This is a genomic window from Collinsella sp. LCP19S3_A6 (assembly GCF_052122015.1).
Classification (GTDB): Bacteria; Actinomycetota; Coriobacteriia; order Coriobacteriales; family Coriobacteriaceae; genus Collinsella.
In genome coordinates, this window is record NZ_JBQKDD010000007.1 from 82,655 (window position 1) to 96,919 (window position 14,265).

9 protein-coding genes are annotated in these 14,265 nt (G+C 62.5%); 8 read left to right on the plus strand and 1 reads right to left on the minus strand.

Annotation, left to right across the window (positions count from 1 at the left end; all coding sequences use genetic code 11):
• The first annotated feature begins 390 nt into the window (after positions 1-390).
• The 6 genes from pheS (at position 391) to ACTQVX_RS06055 (ending at position 7,991) form a co-directional block, all read left to right on the plus strand.
• Positions 391-1,467, plus strand: a complete 1,077-nt coding sequence (pheS, locus tag ACTQVX_RS06030; protein WP_154517607.1) for a phenylalanine--tRNA ligase subunit alpha — start codon at positions 391-393, stop codon at positions 1,465-1,467.
• Between the two features lie 181 nt (positions 1,468-1,648).
• The gene (gene pheT, locus ACTQVX_RS06035) at positions 1,649-4,102 is read left to right on the plus strand and encodes a phenylalanine--tRNA ligase subunit beta (RefSeq protein WP_441560567.1); all 2,454 of its coding nucleotides are present in this window, start codon (positions 1,649-1,651) and stop codon (positions 4,100-4,102) included.
• A gap of 246 nt (positions 4,103-4,348) precedes the next feature.
• Complete coding sequence (cbiM, locus tag ACTQVX_RS06040; protein WP_441054341.1) at positions 4,349-5,434, plus strand: cobalt transporter CbiM; 1,086 nt, start codon at positions 4,349-4,351, stop codon at positions 5,432-5,434.
• Entirely contained in the window at positions 5,412-6,248 is an 837-nt protein-coding gene (locus ACTQVX_RS06045; RefSeq protein WP_441054339.1) for an energy-coupling factor transporter transmembrane component T family protein, read from the plus strand. Before cbiM ends, ACTQVX_RS06045 begins: the two co-directional genes overlap by 23 nt.
• 44 nt (positions 6,249-6,292) lie before the next feature.
• Complete coding sequence (locus tag ACTQVX_RS06050; protein WP_441054337.1) at positions 6,293-7,063, plus strand: energy-coupling factor ABC transporter ATP-binding protein; 771 nt, start codon at positions 6,293-6,295, stop codon at positions 7,061-7,063.
• A gap of 79 nt (positions 7,064-7,142) precedes the next feature.
• Positions 7,143-7,991 carry a hypothetical protein gene (locus ACTQVX_RS06055; protein ID WP_441054335.1) on the plus strand — a complete coding sequence of 283 codons (849 nt, stop codon included), beginning with the start codon at positions 7,143-7,145 and terminating at the stop codon, positions 7,989-7,991.
• 203 nt (positions 7,992-8,194) lie between these two features.
• On the opposite strand, the gene pyk is transcribed toward ACTQVX_RS06055, so the two are convergent.
• Positions 8,195-9,655 (minus strand): pyruvate kinase, encoded by a 1,461-nt coding sequence (gene pyk / locus ACTQVX_RS06060; protein WP_427719104.1) that lies wholly within the window; start codon positions 9,653-9,655, stop codon positions 8,195-8,197.
• Between the two features lie 442 nt (positions 9,656-10,097).
• Here pyk and ACTQVX_RS06065 point away from each other — a divergent pair, with 442 nt between their 5' ends.
• A complete protein-coding gene (locus ACTQVX_RS06065) occupies positions 10,098-12,779 on the plus strand; it encodes a cation-translocating P-type ATPase (RefSeq protein WP_441031705.1) in 2,682 nt (893 codons plus the stop codon).
• 471 nt (positions 12,780-13,250) lie between these two features.
• Positions 13,251-14,204 carry a ribosome small subunit-dependent GTPase A gene (gene rsgA, locus ACTQVX_RS06070; protein WP_427728468.1) on the plus strand — a complete coding sequence of 318 codons (954 nt, stop codon included), beginning with the start codon at positions 13,251-13,253 and terminating at the stop codon, positions 14,202-14,204.
• Positions 14,205-14,265: the final 61 nt, after the last annotated feature.

Below are 14,265 nucleotides of genomic sequence, written 5' to 3' on the forward strand. Positions count from 1 at the left end.
AATGTGTTATCCTATAGCCCAATGCGTTGACGGAGAGGGTTTTGCCCGCCGCGTCGCCGGCAAGAGAGGGAAGGTCATGGGCTGCAAGCCTTCCTGCGGTGGCAAGGGCCAAGCGTTCACTCCCGAGCAGCAACCTCAACGGGCGCGCGGCCAGCGGCGGCGAAGCCCCAGTAGGGAAGCCGTGAGCCTCGCGATAAGGGGCATAGAGTGGGCACGGCGGGCCAGACATCCGCCGGGTCAAACAAGGTGGTACCGCGGAATTCAACCGTCCTTGGGCAATGCACATGCCCGAGGACGGTTTTTTGTTACCGAACCGGGCCGCGTTTTTGCAACGCCAGACGGCGGCAGTCGTCCTGGCGAGCGGGGAACGCGAGAGACGAAAGGGAAGACATGAGTCTGATTGATGATCTGGTCAAACTCGAGGAAGAGGCCAAGGAGCTCGTCGCAGGCGCCGACGACGCCGCCAAGCTCGAGGCTGCGCGCGTTGAGCTGCTCGGCCGCAAGGGTCGTATTACCGGCCTGATGCGCATGATGGGCAAGCTCGCCCCCGAGGATCGCCCTGTGATGGGCAAGCGCGCCAACGAGATGCGCCAGCTGATCGAGGGCATGCTCGACGAGCGCACCACCGAGATGAAGGCCGCCGCCCTCAAGCACGCACTGGAGCACGAGGCCGTCGACATCACGCTGCCGGGCATTCGTCCGCAGATCGGCCACCAGCACCTGATCAAGCAGATCATCGAGGAGGCCGAGGATATCTTTAGCGGTATCGGCTACACCGTCGAGTCCGGTCCCATGGTCGACACCTCCTACTACAACTTCACCGCGCTCAACGCCCCCATGGATCACCCGAGCCGCTCGGCCCGCGACACCTTCTATGTGGTCGACAACAACCCCGGCAGCGTCGCGCACCCCGAGGCGCATGCCCACGGCGAGTCCGACGTGCTGCTGCGCACCCAGACCTCGGGCGTGCAGATTCACACCATGGAGTCGCAGAAGCCGCCCATCTACATGATCTGCCCGGGCACCGTCTACCGTCCCGACACGGCCGACGCCTGTCACCTGCCGCAGTTCAACCAGATCGAGGGCCTGGTCGTCGACGAGGGCATCACCTTTGGCGATCTTAAGGGCACGCTCGACTACTTTGTTAAGTGCATGTTTGGCGAGGACCGCAAGACGCGTTACCGTCCGCATTTCTTCCCCTTCACCGAGCCTTCCTGCGAGGTGGACGTGAGCTGCCACGTCTGCGGCGGCAAGGGCTGCAACTTCTGCAAGCACAGCGGCTGGATCGAGATCTTGGGCTGCGGCATGGTCGACCCCAACGTCCTGATCAACTGCGGCATCGACCCCGAGAAGTACACCGGCTTCGCCTTTGGCATTGGCGCCGAGCGCGTCGCTGCCCTGCGCTACGACCTGCCCGACCTCAGAACGCTCATGACAGGCGATATGCGTTTCCTGAATCAGTTTTAAGTTGACCTGTCCCGGCGGCTTCCCGAGCCACCGCACCTTGCCCCTCAAACCGTCGCTTGCGTACCCAAGTACGCGGCGCTCCTCTTTCGGGGCAATCTGCGGCACCTCGGAAACCCGTCTCCGTAGCTGGAGTTTTCCGTCTGTTTATTGCAGACGTTACAGATGAAAGGAGACCAGTTAGATGCGCGTTTCTTACGACTGGCTCAAGACCATGATCGATATTCCGGAGGATCCCAAGACCCTTTCGGACGAATATATCCGTACCGGCACCGAGGTCGAGGCGATCGACACCGTGGGCGAGTCCTTCGACCACGTGGTGACCGCCAAGGTGCTTACCAAGACCCCGCACCCCGATAGCGACCATATGTATGTGTGCTCGGTCGATGTGGGTGACAAGAACCTCGACGCCGACGGCAACCCCGCCCCGCTGCAGATCGTCTGCGGCGCGCAGAACTTCGAGGCCGGCGACCACATCGTCACGGCAATGATCGGCGCCGTGCTTCCCGGTGACGTCAAGATCAAGAAGAGCAAGCTTCGCGGCGTCGTGTCCATGGGCATGAACTGCTCCGCGCGCGAGCTCGGCCTGGGTGGCGACCACTCCGGCATCATGATCCTGCCCGAGGATACGCCCTGCGGCATGCCGTTTGCCGAGTATGTGGGCTCGAGTGATACCGTGCTCGACTGCGAGATCACGCCCAACCGCCCCGACTGCCTGTCCATGATCGGCATGGCCCGCGAAACCGGTGCCATCTTCGACCGCGATTTCCACGTTGAGCTGCCCGCCATCAAGGCGGAGACCGGCCGCGCGACCGACGACGAGCTTTCGGTCGAGATCGCCGACGAGGGCCTGTGCGACCGCTATGTCGCCCGCATCGTGCGCAACGTGAAGGTCGGCCCCTCGCCTGACTGGATGGTCAAGCGCCTTAACGCCCTGGGCGTGCGTCCGCACAACAACATCGTCGACATCACCAACTACGTGATGATGCTCACCGGTCAGCCGCTGCACGCTTTTGACCTGGACACCTTTGCCGAGCGCGATGGTCATCGCCGCGTGGTGGTTCGCGCCGCCCAGCAGGACGAGAAGTTCACGACGCTCGACGGCGAGGAGCGCACGCTCGATGCCGGCATGGGCCTTATCACCGACGGCGAGCGTCCCGTGGCGCTGGCCGGCGTTATGGGCGGCATGGATTCCGAGATCGAGGACGACACCGTCGACGTGATGCTCGAGAGCGCCTGCTTCGACGCCGGCCGCACCTCGCACACCAGCCGCGACCTGTCGTTGATCTCCGACGCCTCCATCCGCTTTGAGCGCCAGGTCGATGAAACCGGCTGCGTGGATGTGGCCAATGTTGCCTGCGCGCTCATCGAGGAGATCGCCGGCGGCGAGGTCGCTCCCGGCTACGTGGATGTGTTCCCCGCGCCCAAGACCATCGACAGCATTAAGCTGCGTTTGGCCCGCGTGCACGCCATCTGCGGCGCCGACATCGAGCCCGATTTTATCGAGCGCTCGCTCACCCGCCTGGGCTGCACCGTCGAGCGCGACGGCGAGGACTTTATGGTTACCCCGCCGAGCTTCCGCCCCGACCTGCCGCGCGAGATCGACCTGATCGAGGAGGTCCTGCGCCTGTGGGGCATGGGCCGCGTGACGGCGACCATCCCGGCTGCCAAGAACCACATCGGCGGCCTGACCCGCGAGCAGAAGCTTACCCGCAAGGTCGGCGAGATCCTGCGCGCCTGCGGCCTCAACGAGACCACGACCTTTGGCTTTGCCGCGCCGGGCGACCTGGAGAAGATCGGCATGTCCACCGAGGGCCGCGGCTGCCCCGTGGTACTTATGAACCCGCTGGTGGCCGAGCAGACCGAGATGCGCCGCTCACTGCTGCCGGGCCTGCTGCAGTCTGTGGCCTATAACGAGGCCCATGGCACGCCCAACGTGCACCTGTACGAGGTCGGCAGCCTGTTCCACGGCCGCGAGAACGCCAGCCTGCCCAAGGAGACTAAGTCCGTGGCGGGCGTGCTCTCGGGCCAGTGGAGCGAGCGGTCTTGGAACATGAAGTACCGCAAGCTGCGTTTCTTCTTTGGCAAGGGCATTGTCGAGGAGCTGCTCGCCCAGCTGCGCATCGAGAAGGTTCGCTTCCGTCCCGTCGAGGGCGAGGGCTATGCCTTCTTGCAGCCGGGCCGTGCCGCCGAGGTTCTGTCTGGCGGCACCGTGCTGGGCTGGGTCGGCGAGATCCACCCCGAGGCGCGCGAAGCCATGGGCATCGACGAGGTCGTCGTTGCCTTTGAGCTCGACCTGGACAAGCTGATCAAGGGCGCCCGCAACCAGGAGAACTACCGCGAGTTCTCGCAGTACCCGGCTGTTGAGCACGATCTTGCTATCGTGGTCGACAACTCCGTGACTTGCGAGGACCTTGAGCGCCGCATTACCAGCGCCGGTGGCAAGCTGCTCGAGGGTGTGCGTCTGTTCGACGTCTACCGCGATCCGGTCCGCGTGGGCGTGGGCAAGAAGTCCATGGCCTTTGCGCTTACGTATCGCTCCGACGACCACACGCTTACCAGCGAAGAGGTCGAAAAAGCGCACCAGAAGATCGTCACCAAGGTGTGCAAGGGCGTAAACGGCGAGGTCCGCGGCTAGGTCCTGCACTGGGGTATGGTTCAGCGGTGGCTGCTGCCGAGCCTTACGTGACTGCTATCCTCGGTATAAGGCACTGCTGAGCCTGCATATATGACACGCGCATTGCATAACGGCGTGCTGCTTTGTCGGCAGTGCGCCGTTTTGCTATGATAGCCCGTGGCGTGTTACGAATCTGACAATACGTAACACTGGCAAGGTGATTTAAGCGGCGTTGTAATTCTGTGCGCCGATAACCGGGAGGCGTACATGCACATTCCAGATAATTATCTGTCCCCGCAGACCGATGTCGTCATGGCAGTGGCGATGGTGCCCGTTTGGGTTCACTGCATCAAAAAGGTGCGCGCCACGCTCGACCGCGAGCACATGGCGTTCCTGGGCATCTGCGCCGCATTCTCTTTCTTGCTCATGATGTTCAACGTGCCGCTGCCCGGCGGTACCACGGGTCACGCCGTCGGCGGCGCGCTCATCGCGCTGCTGCTGGGCCCGGAGGCCGCGGCCATCGCGGTTTCGGTCGCGCTGGCGCTGCAGGCGCTGCTGTTTGGCGACGGCGGCATCCTGTCCTTTGGCGCCAACTGCTTTAACATGGCCTTCGTGCTGCCGTTTGCCGCCGCTATCGTGTTCCGTGCGCTCAACAGCCGTTTGCACGACAAGAGCTGGGGCACCTCGGTTTCGGCCGTCGTAAGCGGTTGGGTCGGCCTGTGCCTGGCGGCCCTGTGCACGGCGATCGAGTTTGGTATTCAGCCGATGTTCTTTACCAACGCTTCGGGCGCGCCGCTGTACTGCCCCTTCCCGCTCTCTATTGCCATTCCGGCCATGATGATCCCGCACATGTTGGTAGCCGGCGTGGTCGAGGGCGTGGCGACGGCCGCCATCTACGGTTTCATTAAGAAGACGGCGCCGAGCGTTATCGTCGGGCCCGAGGCCGCCGATGGCCAGCTTGCTGCCGAGGGCGCTACTGCCAAGAAGACCTCGCTGGTCCCCACGCTCATCCTGGTCGCCGTGCTTGTCGTGGCCACGCCGCTCGGCTTGCTGGCCACCGGTGACGCCTGGGGCGAGTGGGACGCTGAGGGCGCCGCGACCGCCGTTCAGGAGGCTGGTGACGACAGTCTGCAGACTTCGGTCGGTCTCGATACCCCGACCTTTGCCGATACCCTGCCCACAGGCGATTATCTGCAGGCCTATTCCGAGGAGCAGGGCCTTGGCTTTGCCGGCCAGGCCGCGATGTATATTCTTTCGGGCGTGATTGGCGTGGCGGTGCTCACCATCGCATTCCGTCTGGTCTCGCTAACGGTCAAGGAAAGCGGAGCCCATGGCGACGGTCGAGCTGCCTAGCTGGCTTGCGGCCGAGCAGCGTTATGAGCCCGCGGGGGCTCGGCATCGTGTGATGCAAAAGAATGTCCTGCACCTGGCGAGCCTGCTTGAGCGGGTTCGCCTAGGTGGCGGCGCACATAAGGGCGGGTCGATTATCGACCGCGCTCTTTCTTCCGTTTCGGCGCCAGTGCGTTTGGTGGGGATGTTCGTCTGCGTCCTGTGCGTATGCCTGACGCAGAGCCCGCTGTACTTGATGCTGATGACAGCGATCGCGTTGGTGCTCGTTGCGGTGCGCCCCGTACGCGGGCTGCGCGCGACCCTTGTGCCGGCGTTGGCTGCCGCGGGGTTTGCCGTGGTTTTGGCGCTGCCTGCCCTGCTGCTGGGTGCTTCTGCCACGGGCGCCATGCTCAAGATTGCGCTCAAGACCTTTGTTAATGTGTCATTGGTGTTGGGCGTTTCGTGGACGCTTACCTGGAGTCGCATGTCGGCGGCGCTTAAGATGCTGCACCTGCCCGACGAGGTTATCTTTACGTTTGATATGGCGCTCAAACACATCGAGGTGCTGGGTCGCACGGCGCACGACCTGTGCGAATCGGTCATGCTTCGCAGTGTGGGCCGCGCGCCTGCAGGATTTTCGCGTACCGATTCGATCGCGGGTATCATGGGCATGACCTTTATCAAGGCGATGGAATGCAGCCGCGCGATGGACGAGGCTATGCTTTGCCGCGGTTTTGCCGGCGCATATCCGGCGCCTGCACGGAACGGATTTGGCTGGCGCGACGCGGTCTATGCGGCCGTTGTGGTGCTGCTCGCCGTGTTGTGCGCGGTGCTGTAGCGCGGGCGGTCAAGCCGTCGATGTGAATAGGGAAGGGCGACGTTTTGGCAAACGATACAAATGGTGCGATGGGTGCGAGCGGTGCTGCCGGTGCCAAGGCCACGCCGCTCATCGAGTTTCGCGACGTGGTGTTTTCCTATGCGGGCCATACGGTGGTCGATAGCGTGTCGCTGCAGGTTAATCGCGGTGAGCTGGTTGCGCTGCTTGGACCCAACGGCTGCGGCAAGACGACGATCATGCGGCTTATCAACGGCCTTGAGCTTGCGGATGCGGGTACGTACCTGTTTGATGGACATGTGGTCGATGCGGCATATCTCAAGGATTCCGCGACGGCCCAGCGGTTCCATCAGCGCGTGGGCTTCGTGTTCCAAAACGCCGATGCACAGCTCTTTTGCGCCACGGTCGGCGAGGAGGTCGCGTTTGGCCCGGCTCAAATGGGGCTTTCGGCGGACGAGCTTGGGCGCCGCGTCCGTGATGCCATGGAGCTGTTTCAGGTTGCCGATCTGGTCGATGCCTCGCCCTATCAGCTTTCGGGTGGGCAAAAGAAGCGTGTGGCGCTGGCTGCCGTCGTGTCGATGAACCCCGATATTCTGGTGCTCGACGAGCCTACCAACGGACTTGACGAGGACTCTTGCGACATCGTGGTCAACTTTCTACTGGCTTATGTTGCTGCCGGTAAGACGGTCTTGATGAGCACGCATCATCAGGATTTAGTACGACGTCTTGGGGCCCGTGCGATTTATATCGATCGATATCACCACGTGGTCGAGGCTCCCGTGCCGTCATATGGAACCGAAAACGGTGCAGCAGAATAGTTGCCGCATAGTGGGGTTGCGGCCGCGCACGTGACTTGCTGCGAATGGTATAGTTATCCGGATTTTTACGGGGGTAGCTATGCCAAGTTGGAATATTCATATCGCTCAGACGGAACGACTTCTGGCGCGTGCCGGCGCGCTTGCCGATAACGTGCGCGACCGCAATGCCTTTTTGTTTGGCAGCGTGGTTCCGGACATTTTTGTGGGGTACATGGTTCCCGGTATTGCCGACCCCATCCCGTATCGCATCACGCACTTTGCCAAGCCCGAGCCCATTCCTAAGCCACGCGAGCATGAGTTTTGGGACACCTATGTGGCGCCGTTGCTTAAAGGTGCGCCGGCGGGTGCGCCGGCTGCAGCGACCTCGATTGTCGAAGAGCGTGAAAGGCTCAATCGGGTGCACTATCCGCAGCGCTACAAAGACGCCGAGCCGGTTGACGGCCCCGGCGCCGCCGAGTTTTCGCTCGCGCCCGATGACGTGGCGCAGTCGCTGCTCGATTTGACGCTGGGCGTTTGGTCGCATCTGGTGGCCGATACCGTGTGGAACACGCGAGTGAACCAATATCTCGAGGCGCGCGGCGGCAAGCCGTGCGAGGAGTTCCGCATTAAGAAGCAGGGAGACTTTGACTGGTTTGGCAAGACGCTCGGCATCGTTTCTATCCCGCGTGCGACCGATCGCCTCTATACCGCGGCGGCCCAGTTTGGTCAGTATTCGATTCCACAAGAGTATGTGCTCAAGACCATTGGCGTTATGCACGAGATTGTGCGCGAAAACCCCGGCGATCCGGATCATCCGCCGTACCGTCTGCTGACCGAAGGGTTCTTTGACGCAACGTTTACCGAGGTCGTCGAGCTAACTGAGGCGGGTTTTGCCGCCCGCGTTGCCGCTTCTGACGTCCCCGCAGTCCCTCTGATCGCTAGCTGCTAGCCGGCTGACTTAACGGTGAACAGTTCATTCCAATCGACCAACAGCTCCCCGCCGCAGGGCATCTTCGGTGGTGTGCTCGGCATCGGAAAGGTTCGCGACCGAACACAAATCGATGAAGCGGCATATAAAGTAGGTCTTAAAAAGGGCACGGAAGGCTTCGCCTTCCGTGCCCTTTGCAATGCAAATGTGCTTGCAAGTGCGATTTAGCGCACCTGAGCGACGTAAGCGACGTTGGTCGAGGAGACCTTGTCCTCAAGCTGGACGCTCATGCGGGGATCGCCGGCGGTAGCGACGGTCAAATCGCCGGCCTCGACGTAGCCGAGCTCCTTAGCGGTCTCAATCGCCTTGACGATCGTGCCGTTGACGGTGCCCTGGGTAATCTCGGCCTTGTGCGGGATAACGCCCCAGTACATGATCATCTGCTGGACGGCCCACTCGTGGCGGGAGAACGCGCAGATCGGCATGTTGGGACGGAAGTGCGAGATCAGGCGAGCGGTACGGCCGGTGGTCGTCGGCACGGTGATGCACTTGGCGCCAACGGTGGTGGCCATGTTCACAGCGGACATACCCACAACGTTGTTGACGACGCGGGTGCCGTGAGCATCGGTCGGAACCTCGAGCGGAGCGTGAGCCGGGAGGTACTTCTCGGTCTCGAGAGCGATGCTGGCCTGCATCTTGACGGCCTCGACCGGGTACTTACCGGCAGCGGACTCGCCGGACAGCATGACGGCGTCGGTACCGTCGTAAATGGCGTTAGCAACGTCGGCAACCTCGGCGCGCGTCGGGCGCGGGTTCTGCTGCATGGAGTCGAGCATCTGCGTAGCGGTGATAACGGGCTTGTAGGCCGCGTTGCACTTGGCGATGATCTCCTTCTGGATGTGCGGAACGAGCTCGGGCTTGATCTCGATGCCCAGGTCGCCACGGGCGACCATGATGCCGTCGGAAGCCTCGAGGATCTCGTCGAAGTTCTCGACGCCCAGGGCGCACTCGATCTTCGGGAAGATCGTCACGTGCTCGCCGCCGTTCTCGCGGCAAAGCTCGCGGATGCCGCGGACAGACTCGCCATCGCGGATGAAGGAAGCGGCGATGTAGTCGATGTTCTCGGTCAGGCCAAAGAGGATGTCCTGACGATCGCGCTCGGTGATGGCGGGCAGCGAGATGTTGACGTTGGGCATGTTGACGCCCTTGCGCTCGCCGATCAGGCCGTCGTTCTTGACGACGCAGGTCATGTCCTGGCCGTCGACGGACTCGACCTCGAGAGCAACCAGGCCGTCATCGATCAGGATGAGGGAGCCCTTCTCGACCTCGGAGGGCAGAGCCAGGTAGTCAAGGGAGATGTGCTCAGCGGTGCCGTGGAAATCCTCGGACGTGGGCTGAGCGGTGACGACGATCTTGTCGCCGGTCTTGACGGCAACCTTCTTGCCGTCGACCAGAAGGCCGGTGCGGACCTCGGGGCCCTTGGTGTCGAGCAGGATGCCGACGGGCATACCGAGCTCCTTGGAAATACGACGGACGCGTTCGATGCGACCGTGGTGCTCGTCGTAGGAGCCGTGCGAGAAGTTAAAACGGGCGACGTTCATGCCCGCCTTGATCATCTCGCGGATGGTCTCGTCGCTATCGCAGGCGGGACCCATGGTGCATACAATCTTAGTGCGCTTGTACATTCAGACCTCCATCTGACATCGTCTTGCGCTGATAGATAAACCATAAGAAATAAAACTGAGTTGATTATAACGAAATGCCGACCGAATACCCCAAAAAATCGACCGTATGTCGAATTAGAAGTTCATTTTTTACGGGAAAAACGGTATATGAAAAAACTTTACCAACCGCTCTAACCGCTGCTATCTGGGCGATATTTTAGTTTGGCGACGCGCCAAAGAAAAAACGTTTTACCAGTATTGAGCATCACACGGTCCGCATCGTTGCATATGGACCATATTTCCAAATGGATTGTTTTGGCTAGACGCGTCGCTTTGGGGTACCATAGCTCCACTATCAACTGCCGCTCAGCACGGCAGCCTTGATGAGCCCTTGCCCTTCTCCTGGGAATTATGATCGGGCATCAATCTGCTGAGTGGCCCGAATCCCAGGAGGGGACTCTATATGCAAAAGGAATACCTGTCCGCCGCGGCGGAGGTGCTCAGCGACCAAGGTGTCGATGAGAACCTCGGCCTGAGCAACGACGAGGCGTCGTCGCGCCTCGCCAAGACAGGCCCTAACAAGCTTGAGGAAGCCGAGAAGACGCCGCTGTGGAAGCGTTTCTTTGAGCAGATGGCCGACCCCATGGTCATCATGTTGATCGTTGCCGCCGTTATCAGCGCGCTCACGGGCATGGTTAAGGGCGAGGCGGACTTTGCCGATGTCGCCATCATCATGTTCGTCGTTATCGTCAACTCGGTGCTGGGCGTGGTCCAGGAAGCCAAGAGCGAGGAGGCCCTCGAGGCCCTTCAGGAGATGAGCGCGGCGCAGTCCAAGGTTCTACGCGACGGCAAACTCGTGCACCTGCCGAGCGCCGAGCTCGTACCCGGCGACGTGATCATGCTCGAGGCGGGTGACTCCGTCCCGGCCGACTGCCGCGTGATCGAGAGCGCCACGATGAAGATCGAAGAGGCCGCGCTCACCGGCGAGTCCGTGCCGGTCGAGAAGCACGCCAACGTGATCGAGCTTGCCGCGGGCACCGATGACGTGCCGCTCGGCGACCGCAAGAACATGTGCTACATGGGCTCCACCGTTGTGTACGGCCGTGGCCGCGCCGTCGTGGTCGGCACCGGCATGGATACCGAGATGGGCAAGATCGCCGGTGCCCTGGCCGAGGCCAAGGAAGAGCTCACGCCGCTGCAGGTGAAGCTCGCCGAGCTCAGCCGTATCCTCACCATTATGGTGATCGTCATCTGCGTCGTGATCTTTGGCGTCGACATCGTCCGCCACGGCGTGGGCAACGTCCTTACCGACCCGACTGCCCTGCTCGACACCTTTATGGTCGCCGTCTCGCTCGCCGTCGCCGCCATCCCCGAGGGCCTGGTCGCCGTCGTGACCATCGTGCTGTCGCTTGGCGTGACCAAGATGGCCAAGCGCCAGGCAATTATCCGCAAGCTCTCTGCCGTCGAGACTCTCGGCTGCACGCAGACCATCTGCTCCGACAAGACCGGTACCCTTACCCAAAACAAGATGACCGTCGTCAAGCACGAGCTCGCTGCGCCTAAGGAGAAGTTCCTGGCAGGTATGGCGCTGTGCTCCGATGCCCAGTGGGACGAGGAACTGGGCGAGGCCGTGGGCGAGCCGACCGAGTGCGCGCTCGTCAACGATGCCGGAAAGGCGGGCCTCACTGGTCTGACTGCCGAGCACCCGCGCGTGGGCGAGGCCCCGTTTGACTCGGGCCGCAAGATGATGTCCGTGGTCGTTGAGACCCTGGACGGCGAGTACGAGCAATACACCAAGGGCGCGCCCGACGTGGTGATCGGCCTGTGCACCCACATCTACGAGGGCGATAAGGTCGTCCCCCTGACCGAGGAGCGTCGTGCCGAGCTCGTGGCCGCCAACAAGGCCATGGCCGACGAGGCCCTGCGCGTGCTGGCGCTGGCAAGCCGCACCTACACCGAGGTCCCGAGCGACTGCAGCCCCGCCGCGCTCGAGCACGACCTGGTCTTCTGCGGCCTGTCCGGCATGATTGATCCGGTCCGCCCCGAGGTCGCCGACGCCATCCGCGAGGCCCACGATGCCGGTATCCGCACCGTCATGATCACGGGCGACCACATCGACACCGCCGTGGCCATCGCCAAGCAGCTGGGCATCGTCACCGATCGCAGCCATGCCATCACCGGTGCCGACCTCGATCGCATGAGCGACGAGGAACTCGACGCGCACATCGAGGACTACGGCGTGTACGCCCGCGTCCAGCCCGAGCACAAGACCCGTATCGTCGAGGCTTGGAAGTCGCGCGACCAGATCGTGGCCATGACGGGCGACGGCGTCAACGACGCCCCGTCCATCAAGCGTGCCGACATCGGCGTTGGCATGGGCATCACCGGTACCGACGTTACCAAGAACGTTGCCGACATGGTGCTTGCCGACGACAACTTCGCCACCATCATCGGTGCCTGCGAAGAGGGTCGCCGCATCTACGACAACATCCGCAAGGTCATCCAGTTCCTGCTTTCGGCCAACCTTGCCGAGGTGTTCTCGGTGTTTATCGCCACGCTCATCGGCTTTACCATCTTCCAGCCGGTGCAGCTGCTGTGGGTGAACTTGGTCACCGACTGCTTCCCCGCGCTCGCGCTGGGCATGGAGGATGCCGAGGGCGACATCATGAAGCGCAAGCCGCGCAACGCCAAGGACGGTGTCTTTGCCGGCAATATGGGCCTGGACTGCGTGGTCCAGGGCTTGATCATTGCCGCGCTGGTGCTGGCGAGCTTCTTTGTGGGCGTGTACTTTGACATGGGCTACATCCACATCTCCGATATGATCGCCGGCGTCGCCGACGAGGAAGGCGTGATGATGGCCTTCATCACGCTCAACATGGTCGAGATCTTCCACTGCTTTAACATGCGTAGCCGCCGCACGTCGCTGTTTAAGATGAAGAAGCAGAACAAGTGGCTGTGGGCCTCTGCCGCGCTGGCGCTGGTGCTGACGGTGATCGTAACCGTGCAGCCGACGCTTGCCGAGATGTTCTTTGGCCCCGTGACGCTTGAGCTCAAGGGCGTTATCGCCGCGCTGGGCCTTGCCTTCCTGATCATTCCGCTGATGGAGATCTACAAGGCGATCATGCGCGCAGTCGAGAAGGAGTAACGTACCTGTCCGGGTCCGCCCCACGCCCTTTCTCCCTCACTGGTCCTCGCGCTTCGCGCTGCGGGATCGTTCGGGAGAAAGGGCTTCCGGGGCGGGCCCTGCGGTATCCTTGCTGGCTTTTCTCCCGCGCGGATGATAAAGGGCTGAGGGAAAGTGTGTGAGCTGGTCGGGCTTTGCCCGGCCAGCTCTTTTTGATTAAAATACCTGCTCAGTTGTGATTTGTGGTGCTGGGAGGCGCTTGTGGGCAAGGCTAGGGCTAAGGCGAAGAAAAAGACGACGGGGGCGCGGGCCAAGCGTGATCGTCGTCGGAAGCTTGCGACCGAAGCCCCCGCGTCTGCTGAGGAGCTGCTGGCGAGCGTGCCGGGACTCGATGCGCTGCAGGATGTTCCGGCGTTTGGCGATCTGCCGGTCGCCGCGGCTCAGCAGGCAGCATTTGACGATTTTTGCGCCCAAGCCGAGGAGCCCGAGCAGATGCAACTGGGCGCCGTGGTGCGCTTAGATCGCGGGTTTCCGCTGGTGGCGACGGCCGACGATACCTTTCGTGCCGAGCATGCCGTGGGGTTTGCCAAGTCGCGCGGCGAGGACGAGGTACTGCTGCCGGCTGTGGGCGACCGTGTGGCGGTGCGTCGTGCACCCGGGCACGACATGGGCGTAATCGAATGCGTCCTGCCGCGACGCACGAGTTTTGAGCGTTGGCGTGGCCGCGCCCGCGGCGAGCGTCAGGTGCTTTGTTCCAACGTGGATAGCGTGCTGATCGTGCAGGCACTTGGCGCCGGCGAAGTGCTGCTCGACCGCGTGGCGCGCTCGCTGGTGTTGGCGCTCGACTGCGATGCCGAGCCGGTGGTGGTGCTTACCAAGGCCGACCGCTGTGAGGCCGCGGAACTCGAGCGCGATCTGGATCGCGTGCGCCGTCTGGTGGGTCCGGACGTGCGCGTGATCGTGACGTCCTCTGCCGAAGGCCGTGGTTTGGACGAGGTGCGCGCCTGTGTGCCGGCGGGAACGTGCGCCATGATCCTGGGTGAGTCGGGGGCCGGAAAGTCGACGCTGCTCAATGCGCTGCTGGGCCACGATGCGCTGGCTACCGGTGGCGTGCGCGAGCGCGACGACCAAGGCCGCCATACCACGGTCGCGCGCGTGATGGTGGCGCTGCCGGGCGACGCCGGCGTCATTGCCGACGCTCCGGGCCTGCGCAGTTTGCCACTCGTTGGTCACGAGCGGGGCCTAGCGCGTGCCTTCCCCGAGATCGTCGAGGCGTCGCGTGCGTGTCGGTTTGGCGACTGCACGCATACCCACGAACCGGGCTGCGCCGTTCGCGAGGCCGCCGATGCCGGGCAGATCGATGGCCTGCGCCTGGAAACGTTCCAAAACTTGGCGTCATCCATGCGTGTGAGTGCCCAAATGCTCGATCCCGATATCCATCTGTAATTGAATTTATCTATGACAGCCGTCTTCCAACTGTGCGGGAGGCGGCTTTTTTACTGGCGAT

Bases quoted from the DNA above. Each gene is read 5' to 3' on its own strand.
- pheS (WP_154517607.1), top strand. From the start codon at position 391: ATGAGTCTGATTGATGATCTGGTCAAACTCGAGGAAGAGGCCAAGGAG.
- pheT (WP_441560567.1), top strand. From the start codon at position 1,649: ATGCGCGTTTCTTACGACTGGCTCAAGACCATGATCGATATTCCGGAG.
- cbiM (WP_441054341.1), top strand. From the start codon at position 4,349: ATGCACATTCCAGATAATTATCTGTCCCCGCAGACCGATGTCGTCATG.
- ACTQVX_RS06045 (WP_441054339.1), top strand. From the start codon at position 5,412: ATGGCGACGGTCGAGCTGCCTAGCTGGCTTGCGGCCGAGCAGCGTTAT.
- ACTQVX_RS06055 (WP_441054335.1), top strand. From the start codon at position 7,143: ATGCCAAGTTGGAATATTCATATCGCTCAGACGGAACGACTTCTGGCG.
- pyk (WP_427719104.1), bottom strand. From the start codon at position 9,655: ATGTACAAGCGCACTAAGATTGTATGCACCATGGGTCCCGCCTGCGAT.
- ACTQVX_RS06065 (WP_441031705.1), top strand. From the start codon at position 10,098: ATGCAAAAGGAATACCTGTCCGCCGCGGCGGAGGTGCTCAGCGACCAA.
- rsgA (WP_427728468.1), top strand. From the start codon at position 13,251: ATGCAACTGGGCGCCGTGGTGCGCTTAGATCGCGGGTTTCCGCTGGTG.